General features: G+C 50.1%; 21 protein-coding genes and 1 pseudogene. 6 read left to right on the top strand and 16 right to left on the bottom strand.

Annotated elements, in window-relative coordinates; translation table 11 throughout:
• The first annotated feature begins 25 nt into the window (after positions 1-25).
• The gene (rsmI, locus tag ACY430_RS04560) at positions 26-862 is read left to right on the top strand and encodes a 16S rRNA (cytidine(1402)-2'-O)-methyltransferase (RefSeq protein WP_462137705.1); all 837 of its coding nucleotides are present in this window, start codon (positions 26-28) and stop codon (positions 860-862) included.
• On the opposite strand, the gene gatA is transcribed toward rsmI, so the two are convergent.
• From gatA to ACY430_RS04610, 10 genes are all read right to left on the bottom strand, one after another.
• Positions 859-2334, bottom strand: a complete 1476-nt coding sequence (gatA, locus tag ACY430_RS04565) for an Asp-tRNA(Asn)/Glu-tRNA(Gln) amidotransferase subunit GatA (RefSeq protein ID WP_462137706.1) — start codon at positions 2332-2334, stop codon at positions 859-861. The genes rsmI and gatA overlap by 4 nt on opposite strands.
• 1 nt (position 2335) lies before the next feature.
• Complete coding sequence (gatC, locus tag ACY430_RS04570) at positions 2336-2632, bottom strand: Asp-tRNA(Asn)/Glu-tRNA(Gln) amidotransferase subunit GatC (protein ID WP_462137707.1); 297 nt, start codon at positions 2630-2632, stop codon at positions 2336-2338.
• Positions 2629-3597, bottom strand: a complete 969-nt coding sequence (gshB, locus tag ACY430_RS04575) for a glutathione synthase (RefSeq protein WP_462137708.1) — start codon at positions 3595-3597, stop codon at positions 2629-2631. The genes gatC and gshB overlap by 4 nt, the downstream gene beginning before the upstream one ends.
• A gap of 11 nt (positions 3598-3608) precedes the next feature.
• Positions 3609-4742: a glutamine-hydrolyzing carbamoyl-phosphate synthase small subunit gene (gene carA, locus ACY430_RS04580; RefSeq protein ID WP_462137709.1), complete on the bottom strand. Its 1134-nt coding sequence runs from the start codon at positions 4740-4742 to the stop codon at positions 3609-3611.
• Positions 4739-6175 (bottom strand): Asp-tRNA(Asn)/Glu-tRNA(Gln) amidotransferase subunit GatB, encoded by a 1437-nt coding sequence (gene gatB / locus ACY430_RS04585; RefSeq protein ID WP_462137710.1) that lies wholly within the window; start codon positions 6173-6175, stop codon positions 4739-4741. The genes carA and gatB overlap by 4 nt, the downstream gene beginning before the upstream one ends.
• 64 nt (positions 6176-6239) lie before the next feature.
• Positions 6240-6506 (bottom strand): type II toxin-antitoxin system RelE family toxin, encoded by a 267-nt coding sequence (locus tag ACY430_RS04590; RefSeq protein WP_462137711.1) that lies wholly within the window; start codon positions 6504-6506, stop codon positions 6240-6242.
• Positions 6507-6508: 2 nt separating this feature from the next.
• Positions 6509-7057 (bottom strand): HEPN family nuclease, encoded by a 549-nt coding sequence (locus tag ACY430_RS04595; RefSeq protein ID WP_462137712.1) that lies wholly within the window; start codon positions 7055-7057, stop codon positions 6509-6511.
• 308 nt (positions 7058-7365) lie between these two features.
• Positions 7366-10107, bottom strand: coding sequence for a DNA methyltransferase (locus ACY430_RS04600; RefSeq protein ID WP_462137713.1), 2742 nt, complete (start codon positions 10105-10107; stop codon positions 7366-7368).
• Between the two features lie 26 nt (positions 10108-10133).
• Entirely contained in the window at positions 10134-10604 is a 471-nt protein-coding gene (locus ACY430_RS04605; protein WP_462137714.1) for a HEPN family nuclease, read from the bottom strand.
• Between the two features lie 53 nt (positions 10605-10657).
• On the bottom strand, positions 10658-11170 hold the full coding sequence (locus tag ACY430_RS04610; protein ID WP_462137715.1) for a HEPN family nuclease: 513 nt from the start codon (positions 11168-11170) through the stop codon (positions 10658-10660).
• Positions 11171-11305: 135 nt separating this feature from the next.
• On the opposite strand from ACY430_RS04610, the gene ACY430_RS04615 reads away from it, so the two are divergent.
• Positions 11306-11524: a type II toxin-antitoxin system HicB family antitoxin gene (locus ACY430_RS04615; RefSeq protein WP_462137716.1), complete on the top strand. Its 219-nt coding sequence runs from the start codon at positions 11306-11308 to the stop codon at positions 11522-11524.
• A 38-nt stretch (positions 11525-11562) separates the two neighbouring features.
• Here the strand turns inward: ACY430_RS04615 and ACY430_RS04620 are convergent, their stop codons facing one another.
• Positions 11563-12216 (bottom strand): N-glycosylase/DNA lyase, encoded by a 654-nt coding sequence (locus ACY430_RS04620; protein ID WP_462137717.1) that lies wholly within the window; start codon positions 12214-12216, stop codon positions 11563-11565.
• Positions 12217-12719: 503 nt separating this feature from the next.
• Positions 12720-13904: pseudogene (locus tag ACY430_RS04625) on the bottom strand (acetyl-CoA C-acetyltransferase); the annotation flags it as partial.
• Positions 13905-14036: 132 nt separating this feature from the next.
• Between ACY430_RS04625 and ACY430_RS04630 the strand changes: the two are divergent.
• On the top strand, positions 14037-15152 hold the full coding sequence (locus ACY430_RS04630; RefSeq protein ID WP_462137718.1) for a D-alanine--D-alanine ligase family protein: 1116 nt from the start codon (positions 14037-14039) through the stop codon (positions 15150-15152).
• A gap of 3 nt (positions 15153-15155) precedes the next feature.
• Here ACY430_RS04630 and ACY430_RS04635 read toward each other — a convergent pair whose 3' ends face one another.
• From ACY430_RS04635 to lysA, 4 genes are read right to left on the bottom strand one after another with little or no spacing between them, the layout of a single operon-like run.
• Positions 15156-16103 carry a DMT family transporter gene (locus ACY430_RS04635; RefSeq protein WP_462137719.1) on the bottom strand — a complete coding sequence of 316 codons (948 nt, stop codon included), beginning with the start codon at positions 16101-16103 and terminating at the stop codon, positions 15156-15158.
• Between the two features lie 4 nt (positions 16104-16107).
• Positions 16108-16485, bottom strand: coding sequence for an ExbD/TolR family protein (locus tag ACY430_RS04640; protein WP_462137720.1), 378 nt, complete (start codon positions 16483-16485; stop codon positions 16108-16110).
• 38 nt (positions 16486-16523) lie between these two features.
• A complete protein-coding gene (locus tag ACY430_RS04645) occupies positions 16524-17147 on the bottom strand; it encodes a MotA/TolQ/ExbB proton channel family protein (protein ID WP_462137721.1) in 624 nt (207 codons plus the stop codon).
• Between the two features lie 2 nt (positions 17148-17149).
• On the bottom strand, positions 17150-18445 hold the full coding sequence (gene lysA / locus ACY430_RS04650) for a diaminopimelate decarboxylase (RefSeq protein WP_462137801.1): 1296 nt from the start codon (positions 18443-18445) through the stop codon (positions 17150-17152).
• Between the two features lie 136 nt (positions 18446-18581).
• Here lysA and hemE point away from each other — a divergent pair, with 136 nt between their 5' ends.
• The 3 genes from hemE to hemG are packed head-to-tail and all read left to right on the top strand — an operon-like array spanning position 18582 to position 21966.
• On the top strand, positions 18582-19622 hold the full coding sequence (gene hemE / locus ACY430_RS04655) for a uroporphyrinogen decarboxylase (RefSeq protein WP_462137722.1): 1041 nt from the start codon (positions 18582-18584) through the stop codon (positions 19620-19622).
• Entirely contained in the window at positions 19619-20542 is a 924-nt protein-coding gene (hemH, locus tag ACY430_RS04660; protein ID WP_462137723.1) for a ferrochelatase, read from the top strand. The genes hemE and hemH overlap by 4 nt, the downstream gene beginning before the upstream one ends.
• A complete protein-coding gene (hemG, locus tag ACY430_RS04665; protein WP_462137724.1) occupies positions 20539-21966 on the top strand; it encodes a protoporphyrinogen oxidase in 1428 nt (475 codons plus the stop codon). The genes hemH and hemG overlap by 4 nt, the downstream gene beginning before the upstream one ends.
• Position 21967: the final 1 nt, after the last annotated feature.

Below are 21967 nucleotides of genomic sequence, written 5' to 3' on the forward strand. Positions count from 1 at the left end.
TAACGGGAACTATATCGGTGTTTCAATGTCTTCCCGTCTTTACATAGTCGCCACTCCGGTTGGAAATCTTGAAGACATTACCCTCAGGGCTCTGCGTATTCTGAAAGAGGCGGATGCGGTTGCGTGCGAGGACACAAGAGTAACCCGCAAACTGTTCGCCCGACACGAAATCAAAAACCGCCTCATATCGTGCCGTGAGCATAACGAGGCGCGGACTTCGGAAACCATAATCGGCATATTGAAAAACGGCGGTGATGTTGCCCTTGTTACGGACGCGGGAACGCCTCTGCTTTCAGATCCCGGTCACAGGGTTGCGGTACGGGTGGCTGAAGAGGGCTTTGAAATCTCACCTATACCGGGCGCGTCCGCTTTGCTTTGCGCTCTTTGCGTGTCCGCGATTGAGTTTTCAGATTTCGTGTTTCTGGGCTTTCTTCCCCGGCAGAGGGGGCGGGCGGCGAAAGTGTTGTCAGAGTTTGCTTCGTCTCCGCGTCCGGTCGTGATTTACGAATCGCCGAAAAGGACGGCGAAAACCCTCGCTTTACTGCGTGAGACGCTTGGAGACCGCGCCGCCGCGGTTTGCCGTGAGATGACAAAAATGTACGAAGAAATTGCGCGCGCTTCGCTTTCGTCTCTCGCAGAGGATTTCGGCGCACGGGAAAATGTGAAAGGCGAAGTTGTCATAGTTGTCGCCGGAGCCGATGAGAGCGGGGGCGAGACCGATGAAAAGGAGTTAAAAAAACGCATGCTTGAACTGAAAAAACAGGGTTTGAGTTTCAAAGACGCGCTTAAAACTGTGTCGTCAGAGTTAGGAGTCGGAAAAAACGCGCTTTACGATTTCGGGCTCAAAGTTTGGGGTGATTAACTAAAAGGATACCGCGCTTGAAATAATCCGAGCGATTCAAGCGCGCGCGCCGCTCTCAAAACTTTTGCTTCTTCAAAATGTTTGCCGATAATCTGCGCTCCGATGGGCAGTCCTGATTTTGTGAGTCCGCACGGAACGGAAATTGCCGGAACGCCCGCTATGTTTGCCGGTATGGTCAGCGCGTCCGACAGATACATTCTTATCGGGTCGTCTGTTTTTTCGCCAATTTTGAAAGCCGCTTCGGGCGCGGTGGGCGTTATGATTACATCGGCTTTTTCAAATGCGGAGTTAAACTCTGCGGTTATGAGAGTGCGAACTTTCTGCGCTTTCAGATAGTAAGCATCGTAATAGCCGGATGAAAGCGCGTGCGCGCCGAGCATTATGCGCCGTTTTACTTCTTCTCCAAACCCCTCGTTGCGGCTTTTCACTATCATTTCTCCGAGCGTTTCAGAGTTTTCAGCGCGCCGCCCGTAACGCACGCCGTCATATCGCGCGAGGTTTGAACTGGCTTCACACGGGGCGATTATGTAGTAAACCGAAACGGCGTATTCCGTGTTAGGCATGGAGATTTCCACTGTTTCCGCTCCGAGAGACTCCATCTCTTTTATCGTTGCGCGGACGCTTTGCTCCACCTCGCCGTCCATTCCGCCGATGCTGAAATACTCGGCGGGAACGCCTATTTTCATTCCCTTTACGCCGCCTTCAATGTCTGTGTGGCAGTCCGCCGCCGGGGCATCAATTGAAGTGGAGTCTTTTTCATCAAAGCCCGCTATCGCGCCCAGCAAAATCGCGGCGTCTTCAACTGAGCGCGCCAAAGGTCCCGCCTGATCAAGCGAAGACGCGAACGCAACCATTCCAAACCTGCTAACCCTGCCGTAGGTCGGTTTCATTCCGACCACTCCGCAAAACGCCGCCGGCTGCCGGATTGAGCCGCCCGTATCGGTTCCCACCGCTCCGCTGCACAGCCCCGCCGCGACCGCCGCCGCGCATCCCCCGCTTGAGCCGCCCGGGACCCTGTCCGTGTCCCACGGATTTTTCACACTTCCGAAATGTGAAGTTTCATTTGACGACCCCATCGCGAACTCGTCCATGTTGTTTTTACCGATGATCACCGCGCCCGCTTCAATCAGTTTGCGCGCCACGCCGGAATCGTAGGAGGGAACGAAGTTTTCAAGGATTTTTGAGCCGCAGGTAGCCCTCATTCCCGCGACCGTAAAAAGGTCTTTCAGCGCGATGGGAACTCCGTGGAGCGGATTTGTTGCGCCGCCGGAGTTTATCTCTTTTTCCGCTTTTTCCGCGCGGGCGAGAGCGGAGTCCGCATCAAATTTGATGAATGAATTTATGTCGCCGTCAAGACGCGAAATTCTGTCGATTGCCGTCCGCATGAGCTCAACCGGTGAGGTTTCGCCGGATTTTATAAGCCGCGCCGCGTCCGCTATGCCCGGCAGTCCGCTGTTTTCTTCCGCGCTCATTTCAGTCCTCTATCACCTTTGGAACGGAGAAAAATCCGTCCGCCGATTCGGGCGCGCCTTCAAGCGCTTTTTCGCCCGCATCTCCCGCGTGCGCGATGTCTTCTCTCATTCGGGCATTTATATTAAGCGCGTGAAATGTCGGCACAACGCTTTCAGTGTCAAGTTCATTCAGGTTTTCCATATAAACGAGAATTTTCGCGAGATATGCGCCGAACTGCTCAATCTCTTTGTCGTTAAACTCCAGACCGGCGAGTTTCGCCGCGTTTTTTACCTGTTCTTTTGAGATTTTTTCCGTCATTTCCCGTTCCCGGTTTTTTCCGCGAGCGCTTCGGCAAAATCAACTATTTTGCGCTCTAACTTGACCCCTTCAAAGCGGTTGATTTCGCGCACGCATGTCGGGCTGGTGCAGTTTATTTCAGTCAGCATTCCGCCCACGATGTCTATTCCCGCGAAATAGATGCCCGTTTCTATCAGATAGTTTTTCAGCGCACTGCAGATTTCGCGGTCTCTGTCGTTCAGTTCGGTTTTTTCAGGGGTTCCGCCGGAATGAAAATTGCAAATAAACCCGCCTTCGGGCGGCATTCTCAAGACCGCTCCAACGGGCTCGCCGCCGAGCATAATAATTCTTTTGTCTCCGTTCAGAACACCGCTTATGAACTCCTGAGCCATAACAAAAACCTGTTCGCCCGAAGTCAGGCGGTCAATTTCACGCGCCACATTTTCGCTTCCCTTTTCCAGCATAACGATTCCCTCTCCGCCGAATCCATCAAGGGGTTTGACCACGATTTTTGTTTTTTTTGAAAGAAAATCAGTGATTTCCTCCGCGTTTTTTGACACAAGTGTGTCAGCCATAAACTTTGAAAATCCGAGCGCGCTCAATTTTTCATTTGATTTTCTTATCGCTTCGGGGCGGTTGATTACAGTCGTGCCCGCGCTTTCGGCGAGGCTCAAAATGTGCGTCAAATATATGTAGTCCATATTGAACGGCGGGTCTTTACGCATCCACACAACATCCATGCCGGCAAGCGGGGCGGTTTTTGTTTTGCCGGTTTCATAAATCCCCTCCATATCGCGCGCGTTTTCACGGGGTTCGGTGAGCCGTATCTCCGCCATTTTGCACATCGCCTCGCCGCCGCGCGCGGAAAGGGTTTCGGGCTTCACATAAAAAACCTCATGTCCGCGTGCCTGAGCTTCAAGCATCAGGACAAGCGTTGTGTCGCGCGCGGGATTTAATGACTCAATCGGGTCCATTATGAAAGCCATTCGCATCGCCATTATTTTTTACCGGATTTCATTGAGGAGATGAATTTTTCAAACAAATAGGACGAGTCGTGCGGACCCGGAGAGGATTCGGGGTGATACTGGACGGCGAAGACCGATTGTTTGCGGTTTTCGAGCCCCTCAACCGTGCCGTCATTCAGATTGATGTGGGTTATTTCCGTTCCTTTGCCGAGTGAGTCGGGGTCAACGGCGAAGCCGTGATTTTGCGAAGTGATTTCCACTTTGCCGCCGCTTAATTCCTTGACGGGCTGATTTCCGCCACGGTGTCCGAACTTCATTTTGAAGGTTTTTCCACCAAGCGCGAGGCTGATAATCTGGTGTCCCAGACAGATTCCGAAAACCGGAACTTTTCCGAGCAGCCCGTTTATGTTTTCCGCCGCATACTCAACCGCTTCGGGGTCGCCGGGGCCATTTGAGAGAAAAACCCCGTCCGGTTCAAAAGCCAGAACGTCCGCGGGAGACGTTTGCGCCGGAACAACTGTTACCCGGCAGCCCATATCGGTCAGATTGCGCAAAATCGCGCTTTTTATTCCGAAATCATAAGCTACAACTCCGGGTTTCCAGTCCGCGACCGGGGGTTTTCCGGCGGCGGAAATTCTCCATCCGCCGTTTCCTTCGGTCCATTCATACGGCTTTTCGCAACTGACTTCCGTTACAAGATCGCGCCCGACAATTCCGGGTGATTTTTTGACTTTTTCCACCAGAGTTTCAGGATTGCCGCCGTTGCTTGAAATTACGCATTTCTGCGCGCCGCCCGTTCTGATTTTTATCGTTATCTCCCTCGTGTCCACGCCCTGTATGCCGACTATGCCGTGTTTTTCCATGTATTCGCCAAGCGGCATCGCCGAACGCCAGTTACTTGGGTTTTCCCAGTATTCCCTCACGGCGAGCCCTTTGGCGAACGGTTTTTCCGATTCGCTGTCTTCGGTGTTCACGCCATAGTTGCCAATTTCGGGGTAGGTCATTGTGATTATCTGCCCGTTGTATGACGGGTCGGTCAGGATTTCCTGATAGCCCGTCATTGAGGTATTGAAAACCGCTTCGCCGAAACTCATCCCGTGCGCGCCGAAATGCCCGCCTTCAAAAACGGTTCCGTCTTCAAACACGAGGAAGCATTTTCCGCTCATTGCGCGCCGCCTTCTTCAAGGATTTTTTTCAGGATTTCGTTTACCATTTGAGGGTTTGCCTTTCCTTTTGTAATTTTCATCACTCCGCCCACAAAAAAGCCCGTCAGTTTTTCATCCCCCGCGCGCAGTCGCCCGGTTTCAGACGGGTGCGCCTCCACGAATTCACGCACAATTTTTTCTATCTCCCCGCTGTCGGACAACTGCGAAACTCCCGCCGCCTCAACAATTACGGGGGCGGTTTTTCCGGTTTCCGCCATTTGAGGAAAAACCGTTTCCTTCGCGATTTTGCCGCTGATTTTACCGCTTTTTATCATCTCTATCATCTCGCCAAGGTTTTCCGCGCTCACCGCGAAATCACTTTCTTCTCCGCCTTCGGCGCGCCCGACAACGTTGGTGAGAATCCAGTTTGCCGTTTCTTTCGCCGCGCCGCTGCTCTTCGCCGCGCTCTCAAAATAGTCCGCGAGGCTGCGTTCCGCCGTAAGCCGTTGTGCATCGGCGGTTTTTATTCCGTAATCATTTTCAAACCTGCGTATTTTTTCGCCGGGCAGTTCGGGAATTGATTTTTTTAAATCGTCCGCCCATTCCTGCTCAACAACAACCGGGGGCAGGTCGGGGTCGGGGAAATAGCGGTAGTCATCGGCTTCCTCTTTTGAGCGCATCGGAAAGGTTTTTCCGCTTGCGTCATCAAAAAGGCGTGTTTCCTGAATGAGTTTTTCGCCGTTCCGCAAAGCCGCGATTTGCCGTTTGGTTTCGTATTCAAGCGCTTTTTTGATGAATTTGAACGAGTTGAGATTTTTAATCTCTATTTTTGTGCCGAGTTTTCCGCATCCGGCCGGGCGCACGGAAACGTTGGCGTCGCACCTCAAATTCCCCTTTTCCATATTGCCATCGCACGCGCCGATGTAGCGCAGAATTTGCCGCAGTGTCCGCACATATTCCGCCGCTTCGTCCGGCTCACGCATATCGGGCTCGCTCACAATCTCAATCAGCGCGACTCCCGCGCGGTTCAAATCCACCAGACTCACCGAATCCGAATGTATGAGTTTTCCGGCATCCTCCTCCATGTGTATGCGGGTTATGTGGATTTTTTTCGCTTCGCCGCCCGATTCAATTTCAATCCAGCCGCCCGTGGCGAGCGGTTCTTCATACTGCGAGATTTGATAACCTTTCGGCAAATCGGGGTAGAAGTAGTTTTTGCGCTCAAAGCGTGAGACGCGTGCGATTTCGCAGTTTGTTGCCGCCGCCGCTTTCACGGCGAGTTCAACGGCTTTTTTGTTCAAAACCGGCAGAACGCCCGGCATTCCAAGGCAAACGGGGGAAACATTGGTGTTCGGCTCCGCGTCCGAACCAACGGGAGCGTCAGAAAAGATTTTTGATTTTGTAAGAAGTTGAGCGTGAACTTCAAGTCCGATTACGGTTTCGTAATCAGCCATAAGGCAATTCTCCAAATAAATAAAGGCTCGGTAAATGGTGAAGGATAGGGCGGGATTGTCAAGTTTAGCGGTATGCTTCCTTGCGGTGTTTTACTGCTGAGATTGTCACCTTCTTATTTGTCTCATCAACCGCGTAGAAAATCCGGTAGTCTCCTTGCCTTACCCTGTATAAATCTTCTTCTCCTAGCACTTTTCGGTGTTTTCCCATCGGGAAAGGGTCGGATGCGAGCCTTCCAATCCTTCCTATAACTAATCTCTGATCCCTTTTTGTTGGTAGAGAGCGTATGTCATCCTCTGCACTAGGGAGTGGCTTAACTGTGTATCTAGGCACTGTTATGAGAGGTTTTTAACGGATTCGCTAAGAGCAACAGGTGTTTCATTCTGTCTTTCTTTGTGTGTTTCATAAGCAAACCTATCTGTTGCGATGTTGTTTTCAAACGCTTTTTCTACAATAGGCAAAAGAGTTTTGGCAAGTTTTTCAATCTCCTCATTGGTTAAATTGGCTTTGAACCCGTTTTTGTCTCTGAAACAGAATCCTTTGACTTTTTTGTTCTTGTGCATTGGTTCAAAGTGGAAATGCGCAAGGGAGTTTCTAATGCTTCTTATGAAATTTATCAATGTTTGCCCTCGCGGTTTTTCTTTGTTGTCTTTCGCCTTGTAGGTTCCCCAGTCTTCCACACGGTCAAGAAACAACTTCCTCCATTTGGTACGCTCTTCCTCTCTGCGTAGCAGATACATGATTTCGTCAAATTCATGCGGCGCAACCAGAAGTCCTAACAAGCAGTTAATCAAAAGCGTTGCTTCGTAGTCGCCTTCATATTCCTTGACGAGTTCAAGAGTTCTCTTTGTGAAGTCCAAAGGAAAGTTTTGATATTCAGACATTGTTCGTTGCCTCTTGTTTTATTATAACGGTTTCTAATTTGCGGTAAAGACGAAGGATAGGGCGGGATTGTCAAGTGGGAGGGATTTTTAGAGTTGAGATTTGAGGGGCACTTGTACTATTTTACAGATAGAGAAGGAACGATGTCCCCAGAAAGACCGAAAGTTACTATTAACAACACTAACAACATAACAATTAACCTGCAGGTGAATTGTTCTACCAAACGTGAGAAGGTTGTTAACATTTTGCTTAAAATACTTGGGGCGATTTATGTGTGGGGTCTCTAATGATTTTGGGTAGCGAAATAACACTATTTGCTTTTTTTCTTGCTTTTCTTCGGCTCTTTGAACAAGTCGGTGTATTGCTGATACAAGTCAAACAAAAACGCGACCCGTTCGGCTTCTGTTTTGAACTTTTTCCTGCCGTATGCTGAATCCACGGCTTTGTCCAATGTCTGATGTGCTTTGACAAGTTCGGGCGGCATTGTCAGAGGGTCGTATAAATCCGCAAGAGTGGAATCCGGAAACTTCGCGCGCGCGTCCAAAACCGTTTGCGCTTTTTGTTCTATTGTTTGTTTCTGTTTTGCCGTTGGTTTTAAGGGCCAAATGAAATTGTTGTAAACCGTCCTTGCTGAATAACGATAACGACTTTCCAGTCTGCCACACACGGTTCGCATCCACGCATTATGCATGAGCGATGTGATAATGCCAAAATCGTACAGGCTTTCGCTTTGTACGGCGTATAGCATATTGCCAGCGATATGGTCGGGCGGCAGGTAACCAACCGGAATATAAACTCTCCTTTCGGAAGAAACTTGAGGTATTGCCAGATATGCGCCTTCGCCTTGTCTATCTTCCGTAAATATTGTCGGTTGTTCAGCGAACTCTCGCGTGTTTTTTTTCGCGCTTTTACTACGCATTTTCCTTACTGCTTCCACACGTTTTAATACATACGGCATTTTTCGCAATTTTTCCGGCGGGCAATGTTTCAGCCACAAACAAAAGCGAGGGATGCCGTTGATAAATTCCTCGCCCATTGAATAGGGTTTAATCCATTCGGCGGCATTTGGCTCCAGTTTCAGGAGTTCATTTTTCTCACTTTCGGTTAGCGACAGATTGCCGCCATCGGCAGGCTTGCTGCCATTGACCATTTTCGGGCAATCGCACAACGCACTTGTTCTCGCCGGAATAATGGCATTGTCTGCGTCCACAAGATACGGATTGATATTGGCGGCACTGATTTCATGGGGTTCGCCTTGAATATCTTCGTAATCAAACAGTCGTTTTTTTGCGGTCTCGTTGAGGCCAAAACCGATAATCACACAATGCACCGCGGCTTTTCCTGTGGCTTCATTGCTCCACGCAAAAGTGCGGTGGGCAAAATGAATGCAAATACCGTCTTCAAGTAAGCCGGGCCAAAGCATATAAACTTGTTCGCCCACGGTAATTGAATTGGTGGACACAAAAGCGCATTTAATATCTGTTTTGTTCGTTATGTATTGCAAGGATTTTTTATACCACGCGGTTACATAATCCAAACTTGCGCCGTATTTTGTCTCGCCGTAAATGGTTTTCATCTCTTGCTTTTGCTCGGCGTTTTGGAAATTTTTGCCGACAAACGGCGGATTCCCCATAATAAAACTTAATCTCTCCGCAGGAACGACATCATTCCAATCCATTTGTAGCGCGTTGCCGTTCACAATTTTTGCGCTTGTTTTTAAGGGGATACGCGAAAACCATTTTCCAAAGTTTTCGGAAACTTTTTGGTTCATTTGGTGGTCCATAAGCCACAGGGCAACTTGTGCGATTTGCGCGGGGAATTCCTCTAACTCTATGCCGTAAAATTGATCAACATCCAAAGAAATGAATTCATAAATACTTAATTGATTGTTTTTTCTGGCAATTTTCAATACTTCCATTTCCAGCAAGCGCAATTCCCGATAGGCGATAACAAGGAAGTTTCCGCAACCGCAAGCGGGATCAAGAAATTTCAAGGTTCGGAGTTTTTTGTGAAATTCAAACAACTTGTTTTTGTTGTTTTTAACTTTCTGAAATTCCGCCCGAAGGTCGTCCATAAACAGAGGGTTTATCAGTTTCAGTATGTTCTGCTCGCTTGTGTAGTGAGCGCCGAGATTTCGGCGGGCTTCCTCGTCCATAATGGACTGAAACAGCGAGCCGAAAATGGCGGGAGATATTTTGCTCCAATCAAGCGAACAGCAATCCAACAGGGCTTGTCGCATTTTGCTGTCAAATGCGGCGTGTGGCAATATTTCTTCAAACAACTCGCCATTTACATAAGGAAATGCCGCCAAATCTTCATCAAGGTTTTCAAGGCGGTTTTTTGCGGGTGTGTTTAGAGTCTGAAAAAGCCCTTCAAGGCAGTTTCCCAAATCCGAGCCGTCCTCTCCCGTTTTGTTTTCTATGTAATCCTGAAACTGCCGGAGGTTATCAAAAATCCCCGTGTCTTCCGCGAACATACAGAACAGCAAACGCACCAAATACACTTCAAGCGGATGCCCTTTGTAACCGACTTCTTTCATTTGGTCGTGCAGTTTCCCCATTTTTTCAGCGGCTTTTATATTGACGGGGTCTTGTTCTTCAAATGCGTGAGTTTTATAGCCCGCGATAAAACCAAACAGATTTATGTTTTTGTGAAGGTCTTTAAGTTTGAATTCGTGTTGTGTGTTTTCGTCTAGATCGTACAGTCGAAATTGCGCAAAGTCGGAAACCAGCAGATAGCGCGGCAACTCCGCGTCTTTCAATCCGGGAAAATAATCCAATGCTTGCTCGTAGGCGCGGTCGAGGTTTTTGCCGCGTGATTTGTGTTCAACGAGCATGACGCCTTTCCATAACAAATCGATGTAGCCATCCTTGCCGTCGATTTTCTTTACGCGGCGTTCAAAGGATGCAATGCGGTGGCGGGATACGCCGAAGATGTGAAAGAACCCGTCCCAGAAGGATTTTGATTCAGCGTCCTCGGAGGATTCACTCGCCCATTCCCCGGAGAAGTCCAGGGCGCGACTTCGTATTTCATTCCAACTTAGAGGTGGCATAGGTTGTTTATTGTATCAAAAATGGTTCAGTCTTGCCCAAGAGCACACTTTCCAATATCTGTGACAAGTCCAGGTATTTCGTTGGCTTTAATGGTGATATCCAAATCATTTTTAGGGGAATTGTTTTTCGGATATTTATGGCAAAAAACAACTCCTTCTATCTTGCCTTCTTGTTCTTTTGATTTGACTCCCTGCAGATGTGCAACTGCGTGTCTGAGATGGAATACAAGCCCACGTAGGCTACAAGGACAGGGGTCTTCTTTTTTCAGTTGTCTGATTTCCAAAGAAATTTTTTCGGTGCTAATAAAGTCATCTAAAAAGTCCGTTGGCATTTTTTCAAAGAATGTCCTGTTTTCCTTGCACAAAATTGTCATGCCTATTAGGCAGTGAACACTAAGAGTTACTTCATGTTCATTTTTTTCAGGGTTCCCATATTTATCAATGATTTCGAGAGTTCTGCTTATGAACTCCTCTTCGGGGAATTTGCCATATTCCATAATCTTCCAAGTGTATAAGTAGAACCCCTCACTTCAAAACAACCCCCGTTTTCTCACTTGACTTTGGGAGAACAAGCCAATGTTCCCGCAACCTCCAAAACAATCTTTCTAATGTCATCATTTTCCAATTCGATTTTGAATCCCATTCTGTCATTCTCGAATTTGTAACCTTTGACTTCTTTTGATTCTTGCATTGGTTTAATACAAAAGTGCGCAACAGAGTGTCTTAGATTCCAAGCAAGCCCACGTAGACTATTTGGACAAATGTCTCTTTCATCCAACTGGTTTTGAGAGCAATACTGGCAGATTTTTTTCTTGTTGTATTCCAGAGATGAGCAAGCTTTTGGAGAAATCATTCTTTCAATTTTTGTCTCAGAAGAAATGCAATCAAGCATTGCTTTTTCTTTTGGTAGAAGAAGCAGACCCAGAAGGCAATTTATCAAAAGAGTAGTTTCGTATGCCTCTTTCCCTACGTTGGGTTTGACGTACTCGCAATACTGTTCTAAAAGCTTATATGTACGAGTCAAGAACTCTTCTGGAAATTTTTGTTCGTTGAATTCAGTCATAATTCATACTTTAATCGTTAAGAATTCTCACTTCAAAACCACCCCTGTTTTCTCACTCCACAACAGCAGATCAATCTCATCAATATCAAAGTCTTTAATGACAAAAATCAGGGATTTGTATATATTTCGGGTGTAATGAAGTTCAACATAATTATTGAGAAAGATGAGCGCGGGTATTACGCTTTTTGTCCTGCACTCAAAGGTTGCCACTCACAGGGTGATTCTCTGGAAGAGGTGTTGAGTAACATCAAAGAGGCACTAGAGTTGTATCTGGAGACTCTATCCCCTGAAGAAAGGTCTTCTTGCGCAAGCAAAGAGATTCTAACAACGAGTATGGAAATCGGCGTTGCCTAAAATCACTTTATGAGATTATTGATTACAATTCTTAAGCCTCACTTCAAAACCACCCCCGTTTTCTCACTCCACAACAGCAGATCAATCTCATCAATATCAAACCCGTTGCGTTTGGCGTAGCGTTGCAGTTTCTTTTCAATTTCAAGATAGCGTTTGCCGTTGGCGGGCGGTTTCGGGTCGCTGACCACTTTTAATTCAAACAGGCAGTTCATTATGTGCTTGTCCAGAATGGCGTAGCCGGAAAAGCCGATGTTTCGCAGGAAATGGCTCGCTTCTTTGAAGCCGATGCCTTTTATGTCCTTGTTTGTCGCGAAAAAATCGCGTCTTTCGTCCGTGTCTGAAAACGAAAGAAGCAACCGTTTCATTTTTAAGCCGTGAGTTTCGGCGAGATAGTTTCTCGTGTGCAGAAGATAGCGCGCCCGTTCGTTCGGAAATCTGTGCGCTCCGTTTTTTATGAGCAGTTTTGAAAACTGTTTTTCGGTTTTCGCGGAAAAAAGCACGGGGCGGACGGCGTTTATGGATTTAATTCCCATCTTCGCGCTTGCCCCTGCGGTGAATATGCAGAACGCGAGTTCCTCAAACAGTTCGGCGTTGTTGGCGCGCTTGATTACTTTTTGAAACTCCGCGAGTTTCGCGCGAATTTCCCGCCGTTTTTCACGGAGCGATTTTTTTAAGGCGTTTGTTGTCAGCATGGCGGTTGTTGTTACGGCAAGAGAGCATAAAAAAACCGGCAGCCGATTAAAGCCGCCGGTTTTTTAACTTGAAAGCGTTATGACTTTTTGGGTCTTCCGCGTCCGCGTTTTTTCGGTCTGCCGGGCCCGCGTTTTGCGGTTGTCGCCGCTTTTGCGGGTCTTCCGCGTTTTGCCGCCGCTTTGGGAGGTCTTCCGGGTCCGCGTTTGGCTGTTGCCGCTTTCGCGGGTCTGCCGGGACCGCGTTTTACGCCCGAACCTTTGGGCCGTCCGCGTTTTTTTGCCGCGGGTTTTGGTCCCGGTTTGGCTTTTACGCCCGAACCTTTGGGCCGTCCGCGTTTTTTTGCTGCGGGTTTTGGTCCCGGTTTGGCTTTCACACCCGAACCTTTGGGCCGTCCGCGTTTTTTCGCTCCCGGCTTGGGTCCCGGTTTGGCTTTCATGCCGGAGCCTTTGGGCCGTCCGCGTCTTACGGTTCCCGCCGTGGCGGTAGCGGAAGTTCCGCCCATTTTCTCAACAATCATCGCGATTCCCATTCCGCCCCCGATGCACAGAGCCGCAAGCCCGCGCTTGACGGAAGGTCTTCTTTTCATTTCGTGAAGAAGTTTTACGAGAACAACCGTTCCCGATGCGCCAATGGGGTGTCCCAGCGCAATCGCGCCGCCGTTTACATTTATTTTCTCTTCAGGGATTGGCAGGTCGCTTAAAACCGCAAGCGACTGAGCCGCAAATGCCTCGTTTAATTCAAAAAGGTCAATGTCGCTGAGCGACAGGTTTGCTTTGTGAAGCGCCTTGTTGATTGCCGGCACGGGACCGATTCCCATTATTGCAGGGTCAACCGCTCCGACCGCATATGACACAATTGAGGCAAACGGTTGCAATCCCAACTGTTTCGCTTTGCTTTCGGAAGTAACAAGCACCGCCGCCGCGCCGTCGTTAATTCCCGAAGCGTTGCCGGCGGTAACTGTTCCGCCCATTTTGAAAACGGGACGCATTCCCGCGAGCGACTGCGGGGTAACATCGCCACGCGGATGCTCGTCAACGTTGAAATCAAGAGGGTCTTTCCTGCGCTGTGGAACCGAAACCGTAACAATCTCGTCTTTGAATTTTCCGGATTTCTGTGCCGCTTTTGTTTTCATCTGGCTTTTGTAGGCGAATTCGTCCTGCGCCTCTTTTGACAGATTGTAGGCTTCGGCGAGGTTTTCCGCCGTAACCCCCATGTGGTAGTCATTGAAAATGTCCCACAGTCCGTCGTTGACCATTCCGTCCACAACCTCGTCCTTGGGCATCGCCATTCTGTATCCGTATCTGGCTTTGGTTAGATAGAAGGGCGTTTGGCTCATATTTTCTATTCCGCCCGCGACCACGGCGCTTGAATCGCCCGCTTTAATCGCCTGAGCCGCGAACGCGATGCTTTGAAGCCCTGAGCCGCAAACTCTGTTGAGCGTTATGCCCGGCGTTTCAGTTCCGAGCCCCGACTTGACGGCAACCTGTCTTGAAGGGTTCTGCCCGAGACCCGCGCTGAGCACGTTTCCCAGTATGCAGTCGTCAACCTCTTTGGGGTCAATTCCGGTTCTGCTCAAAATTTCATTAACAACCCTGACGCCGAGATCAACGGCGGGGACGTCCTTTAAGGTTCCCCCGAAGGCACCGATAGCGGTTCTGACGGGGTTTGAAATAACAACTTTTTCCATTGACTAATCCTCCTGTGAAGCACAATTTATTTTTTAAATTGTAACTTCCAATTTACATAAATTAATTAAATAACGCAAAACCCGATTAAAAAGAGGCGCGTTTGCTGTTAGTTTAGGGACGAATTTTCCGTTATGGATTCAAACACGAAAAAATCAAATCCCGGGCGCAAGCCGCGCAAAACGGTCGCCGTTTTTTTCGGCGGTCGCTCCGCCGAGCATGAAATATCAATCATTTCCGCGCGCTCGGTTCTGGAAAATATTGACCGTTCGCGCTTTTCGCCGGTTCCGGTTTTTATTGACAGAAAAGGGGCGTGGAGAAAAACAAGCCCTGAAAATCCGCAAGTGCGCGGAGGAGTTTCTCTCATTCCCGCTCCGGTCGGCGCGCTTTGTGAGATAAAAAACCGAAAGGTTTCCGCCCGCCGCAAGGTGGATGCGGCTTTTCCCGTTCTTCATGGCACAGACGGTGAGGATGGCGCGGCGCAGGGGTTTTTTGAAATTTGGGGCGTTCCGTATGTCGGCGCGCGGGTTCTGGGCGCCGCGCTCTCGGCGGACAAACTCACGGCGAAACGGCTCTTGAGGGGCGCGGGACTTCCGGTTGTCCGGTTTTGCGGACTTAGTAAAAAGGACTGGAAGAAAAACCGCAAAAACGCGGTTTCTTCCGCTCTGCGCGAGGTTGGGGTTCCGTGTTTTGTAAAACCCGTTAATCTCGGTTCAAGCATAGGGATAGAGAAAATTGACAGCCCGAAAGTTGCGGCGCGCGCGGTCGCGCGAAGTTTTGAATTTTGCGACACGGTTATTTTAGAAAGCGCGGTTGAGGACGCGCGTGAAATTGAAGTGAGTGTTATGGGGACGGACAGCCCGCAAGCGTCCGTTGCGGGGGAGGTTGTTCCCGCCGGGGATTTTTACGATTACAAGGCGAAATACGGCGATGCGGGGAGCAAGTTAATTATTCCCGCCCCTTTGCCCGCACGGCTTGCAAAAGAGATCCGTTCCGCCGCGTTGGAAACATTTTCCGTTCTGCGTTGCTCGGCGATGGCGAGGGTTGATTTTCTTCTGAACCCCGCAACGGGTGAGTTTTTTGTGAGTGAATTAAACGCCATTCCGGGCTTTACGCAGATAAGCATGTATCCGAAACTGTGGGAGGCGAGCGGAGTTCCTTATCGCGATTTGATAAGCCGCCTGATAGATATGGCATTTGAGTCGGCGGAGCGTAAAAAAGCGCTCAAAATGGATTGTTCGGAAAAGTAAAAACTATTTTCCCATAATAGTTTCCGCCCCTCTTTTTTGCTCCCTGAAAATCACAAGAAAAACAACGCCCGCGAGAATGCAGGTTCCGCCAATCAGTTTCATCGTAGGCGGCACGCTGTCAAAAAACACAAAGGACAAAAGCACCACGAACAGAGATTCAAGAGGCATAATCGCCGTACTTCGCGACAGGTCGAGAAGTTTGAGGGAGTAAAACTGACAGCCCTTTGCGATGTATGCGCCGAATGTTCCGCCCGCCGCCATCAGTAAAATCTCGCGTGTTCCGGGAATTTGGATTGTTCCGGACGCGATGAGATATGTGAGCAGAATAAGCGAGACGCCGAGGGTTCTTAGCGTTGCCACGGTGAACATGTTCAGGCGCGTGCCGCCGGCGAATTTTCTGACCCAGAAGGTGACCATTGAATAGCACAAAGCCGCGAGCAGAACAATCGCCACTCCGAACAGAAGGTATCTGTCGCCATGGTAGGCGACCACGCCGCCGCCCACTATTGTGAGAGCCATTCCGGCGGCTTCCCCCCGGTTTATTTTCTCGCGCAGAAAAATTATTCCCAGAATAAGAGAAAAAAGCGTCTGAGATTTCATCAGGAACGATGTCAGCGCGGGGCCGATTATCCAAAGCGATTTGACCCAGAGCACGGCTCCGATTGAAGTGAAAACCGAAATCAACAGCAGAATTTTCGCGTATTTGCGGAAATTCCGTATTTCATTTCTCTGCGATGGGATCAGCGCGGACACGACAAACGCCGTTACAAATGCTCCGGCAAACCAGAAAAAAGTTGTTGATACGGGGTCAAGATTCAGCCCGCCCGTGTTCAGATATTTTCCTATCACGTATGAAAGCGCGGTGAAGAAAGCCGTGCCAATCATAAGCAAATATCCTTTGAGCGGAAACTTGCTTTCGGATTCAGCCGGACTTCTTGTTTGGTTTGTCAAGTTTTCAGGGTTTGAGATTGCGCGCCGCGAGCGCGAGTTTTGTGTAGCCGGACGCCTTTATTATGGACATTATGTCAACAATGGTTCCGTGAGCGACATTTTCTTCGGCTTTGATGACAGCGATGGCGGATTTGTTGGACGATTTTTCAAGGGTCTCGCGCAAGGATTTACGGGAAACCTGTTTGTTGTCCAGATAAATCCTTCCATCCGCGTAAACCGAGACGGAAATTTTTTCCGTTTTTATTTCCCCGACCGGAGAGCCCACTTCGGGAATCTTGATTTTTATTCCCTTGACCGCAGGTGTGAAATTGAGGGAAAGCGCGAAAAATATAAGCAGATTGAAAACCACATCCACAACCGGCGTGAGGTCAAGGCCGCTCACAAGACGACTTTTCCGCGAAAATACCGCGCCGGTTTTTTTCACTGTTTCAGGTCTCCGGACGATTTTTTAAGCGATGTCACTATATCTTTGAGTGACTGTTCAAGATGAAGAATTACCGACTCGTATTTACCCAGCAAATATTTGTGGGCAATGAAAACCGGTATCGCTACGCAGAGCCCGAGCGCGGTCGTATAAAGCGCTTCGGATATACCGCCCGCAAGCGCCGCGGGATTGACGTCCGTGTCGAGCGAAATAACCCCGAATATTTTTATCATTCCCGAAATTGTTCCAAGCAGACCCAGCAGGGTGCTGACACTGCTTATGGCTCCGAGCATCTCAATGTGCGAATAGAGGTCAAGTGATTCGTTTTCCAGAGACCGCCTCGCGAACTCTTCGGGGTCTTTGTTTTCCGCCGCCGCTTCAATCGCCACCAGTGTTACACGCGCCGAGGGAGAGTTGTTCGCTTCGCAGAGCACGCGCACGCCGTTGAATTCTTTCTTTTCAAGCAGGCTCAAGAATTGCCCCGTTTCGGGCGGAACCACTTTTGATTCACGCAAAAAATAAAACTTTTCAATAAAAAGCGTTGTTCCAACTATTGAGCACAGCGCTATGGGATAGAAGAAAAACCCCGTTTTCCCCATTATTTCAAAAATTGTTTCCATTTTTATCCTCTTCCGCCCGCGCCAAAATCGGCAACAGTTTCGCCTTTGAGCATATTTTCAAAACTCTCCCTCTCTCTTATTACGCGAAATTTGCCGCCTTTCACAAGAATTTCCGCCGCGCGCGCGCGTGTGTTGTAATTTGATGACATCGTAAAACAGTAAGCGCCCGCGCTCATCACCGCAAGCAACTCGCCCGCTTCCACAAGCGGAAAATCCCTGTCGGTGGCGAGGAAATCGCCCGATTCGCACACGGGACCCACGATGTCTGTTTTTTCCATTTTCTTTCCGGTGGGCATTTTCACGGGAACAATCTCATGGTGGGAGCCGTAAAACGCAGGGCGCACAAGGTCATTCATCGCCGCGTCAACCACAATGAATTTTTTTTCGCTTCCGCGCTTCACATACATCGCGCGAGTCAGAAGGAGTCCCGCGTTCGCCGCGAGCGACCTTCCGGGCTCAATGACGAGTTCCAGTTTTGAGCCCGCCATCAGTTTTTCAACCGCGTCCGCGAAATCCTCAAGCGGGGGAGGAGAGTCACCCGCGCCGTAGCGGACTCCCAGCCCGCCGCCCATGTCAAGCCGACTGATTTTTATTCCCTTTTTCTCAAGTTTGCCGACCAGAGCGAGCAGTTTTTCAAGAGAGTCCGTGAATGAGGAAATTTCAAAAATTTGAGACCCTATGTGAGCATCAATTCCCCTTATTTCAATTCCCTTCATTGACGCCGCGCGCTCGTACGTTTTTTCCGCCTCGTCCGCATCCATTCCGAATTTGCTTTTTTTGAAACCCGTTGAGATATAAGGATGTGTTTTAGGGTCTATATCGGGATTAACGCGCAGTGAAACGGGCGCTTTTGTGCCGAGTCCCATTGCGATTTCGTTAATGGCTCGAAGCTCCGGCGGAGACTCAACATTGAAAAAAAGTATTCCTTTTTCAATCGCGAGTTTTATTTCGTCCGGGCTTTTTCCCACTCCTGAAAAAACGGTTTTTCCCATGTCCCCACCCGCTTTTTCGACCCGCTTGAGTTCGCCGCCCGAAACCACGTCAAAACCGGCTCCGAGCTTCGCGAAAAGTGAAAGAACGGCCAGATTTGAATTCGCTTTGACCGAATAGCAAATTAGCGGCGAAATCTTTGAAAACGCATTTTCATAGGCGCGGTATGCGCTCTCAAAAGCGCCCGCGCCGTAGATGTAGCAGGGCGTGCCGACCGCATCCGCGATTTCTGTGAGGCGCGTCTGTTCAAAAAACAATTCGCCGTCGCGGTATGAAGTGTTTGTTGTGGGCAGGAATGGTTCGCTCATCGGGGCTTTGCTCATGGGGATTTCCCGGCGTGTGAGAAGTCCGTATTCTATATTAAGAACAGCGAAGGGGAAACCCCCGCACTTTTCCGCGGACTGCTTCACAATCGGCTTTCTGTAATTCATAATAAACCCTTATATGCCGAAATCTTCCGCGCAAAATTCGCTTTTTATGAAAACCTGCCGCCTTGAACAAACGGAGCGGACACCCATCTGGATTATGCGGCAGGCGGGCAGATACCTGAAGGAATACAGGCAAATCAGGGCGAAGGTTCCGTTTCTTGAACTCTGCAAAAATCCCGAACTCGCGGCTGAAGTTACGCTTCTGCCGATTGAAAAATTCGGCTTTGACGCGGCGATAATTTTCGCCGACATACTGCTGATTCTGGAGCCGTTGGGAATTGGTATTGAATTCACAAAGGGAGACGGTCCGAAAATTAAAAACACAGTCCGCTCCGCAGCTTCGGTTGACGCGATGAGGGAGTTTGACCCCGAAAAAATGGACTATGTGAGCAATACGGTTGCGATGGCAAGGAGGTCTCTTGATTCCGAAGTCGCGCTTCTGGGATTTGCCGGAGCGCCTTTCACGGTCGCCTCGTACCTGATTGAAGGCGGCGCATCCTCAACATACTCAAACACAAAAACTCTTATGCGCTCGGATGAGGGGCTGTGGAACGCGCTGATGGAAAGACTTTCCACGGCGACCGCTTCATACTTGAACGCCCAGATAGACGCCGGCGCGGATGCGGTTCAGATTTTTGACAGTTGGGCGGGCTGTCTCTCGCCCGATGATTACCGCCGTTTTGTTATGCCGCACACAAAAGCCGTTCTTGATGCTCTGCCGCGGCGGGTTCCGGCAATCCATTTTGGAGTCGGCGCGGGCTTACTGCTTTCCGACATGAAAAAAGCGGGCGGCTGCGTAATTGGAATTGACTGGACGGTTGACCTCTCCGAGGCGTGGAAAACCATCGGATACAAAACCGCGATTCAGGGCAATCTTGACCCCTCCGTTCTGCTTTGCGACCGCAGGAGAGTGGAAGACAGCGCGGTTTCAATCCTGAAAAAAGCCGCCGGGCGTCCCGGGCATATTTTCAATCTTGGGCACGGCGTTTTGCCCTCCACTCCGCCCGATAACGTTGCCGCGCTTGTTGAGAAAGTCAGGGAGTTTTCAGCGCGATGAACGGTTTTGATTCCATTGTTCTTATTGGCTACGGTGCGCCGGACAAGGCCGAAGATGTGCCGGAATTTCTGCGGATAGTCGCGAAGGGGGTTGCCATTGCCGAAACGCGAATAAAAGAGGTTGAGAGCCATTACGCAGAGGTTGGCGGCGGCTCGCCGCTTAAAGAACTCACACAGCGGCAGGGAGAGGCAATGGGGAAGTTTCTCAAAAAACAGGGAGTGAATTTGCCGGTCTATATGGCGATGAGAAACTGGCATCCGTTCACCGATGACACGGTCGCGGAAATGACCCGGCGCGGGCACAGAAAATGCGTCGCGCTCATAATGGCTCTTCACCAGTGCGACACAAGTTGGGAGCGCTATCAGCGCGAGGTTGAGGAGGCGAAAGCGAAAGCGCACGCGGATATTGAGTTTGTCTATTGCCCGCCGCTTTTTGACAATCCGCTTTTTATAGAAAACTGCGCGGACAGGGTTGCCGGGCAGATAGCAAAACTTCCGGGAGGGCGTTTGTCGGATTCGGCGAAACTGATTTTTACCGCCCACAGCATACCGCTTGAAATGCCCGGCTCCGGCACTTACGAAAAGCAGTTTCGCAAAACCTGCGAACTTACCGCACGCAAACTCGGTGCGGACGATTTTCTGGTCGCGTGGCAGAGCAGAAGCGGCAGCTCCGCTCAAAAGTGGTTTGAGCCCGATATTTGTGATGTTATTGAGGGGCTTGGCAAAGAGGTGAGCCACATTGTGATTCAGCCCATCGGGTTTGTGTGCGACCATGTTGAGGTTCTTTACGACATCGGTGTTGAAACCATGCAGGCGGCGCGAAAAGCCGGAATAAAAATGCTCACCGCAAAAACCGTGAACGATGACGCAAAGTTTGCCCGCGCGATGGGCGAAGCGGTTCTGGCGTTTGTTGAGAAGTGACCCGTCCAAAAAAAATTGTTGTTATCGGTGGCGGAATAGCGGGGCTGAGCGCCGCGCTTGAGATTTCGGACTTCGGGCGGCGAACGGCGCCCTCGGTTGAAATTCTGGAATCTTCCGACTCTTTCGGCGGAACAATCTCAACCGTTCGCGAAGACGGTTTCATATTTGAGCGCGGTCCTGATTCATTTTTTGCCGATGAAGCCGCGCTTGAGTTCTGCTCAAAAATTGGAATTTCCCCGCAACTTATCGGAACTTCCGAGCTTGGGCGCAGGGTTTTTGTTATGCGCGGCGAACGCGCCGTTGCTCTGCCGGACGGGTTTTTTATGATGGCTCCGCGCAAAATTCCGCCGTTTCTCACGAGCCCGTTTTTTTCCCTCCCGTGCAAAATCAGAACGCTCGCCGAAATTTTTATTCCCGCCCGCGCCGCGAGTGAAACAGAGGAGAGCGTTGCGGATTTTATCCGCAGGCGGTTTGGCGATGAGATTTATGAAAAAGCCGCCGCGCCCCTTATTGGCGGAATTTACTGCGCGGATCCGGAAACTCTGAGCGCGGAATCGGTTTTGCCCGAATTTGTCAAAATGGAGAGAGAAAACGGCGGGGTGCTTCGCGCTCTACTGCGCGGCGGCGGAGACAAAAGCGGCGGAGGAGCGAGGTTCGGCGGCTTTGTCGCACCCGAAGGCGGAATGTCTGAAATGGTTGCCGCCGCGCTCCGGCTCCTCCCCGGCGGTTGCGCCCGCGCGGGTTTTAGAGTGTCAAAAATTGTCCGAACGCCGGGCGGATGGGAGATTTTTTCAAGTTCGGGTGAAAAGGTTTTGGCGGACGCGGTTGTTATGGCGACTCCATGCGGCGGCGCGGCGGAAATGCTTGAGGAAACCGATTCCGAACTTGCGCGGCTTTTGCGTTCGGTTTCGTTTTCTTCGTGCGCGGTTGTGAATCTTGCGTATGAAAACAGTGCCGTTGCCGCCGCGCCGGACGGTTTTGGCGTTCTTTTCCCCGAAGCAGGCGCGGACGGGGTTTTCGCGTGCTCATTTTTGAGCCGGAAATTCCGGAACAGAGCGCCTGAGGGTTTTAGTGTTTTAAGATTTTTCATCTCAGGAGGGCAATCCTGCGCGCTTACGGATGAAGCAATCACGGCGCGGGCTCGTAAAGCGGCGGAGACGGTTTTCGGCGCGCACGGAGAGCCTCAAACGGTTGCCGTGGGGAAATACGGCGGACAGATGCCCGTTTACCGCATCGGCCATCGCGATCTTGTGAGCCGGATAATGAGCGCGGCGGACAGAGTGGGGCGGATAACGTTCGCGGGAGCGGCATACGAAGGGGTTGGAATCCCGCGCTGCATAGCGAGCGGAGCGAAAGCGGGCGCAAAGGCGGCGGGCTTCTCACGCGCGGGGGGAAATTTGAGAAAACCGCTCTGCGGAGTGTAAA

This window comes from Candidatus Mycalebacterium sp., assembly GCF_977828045.1.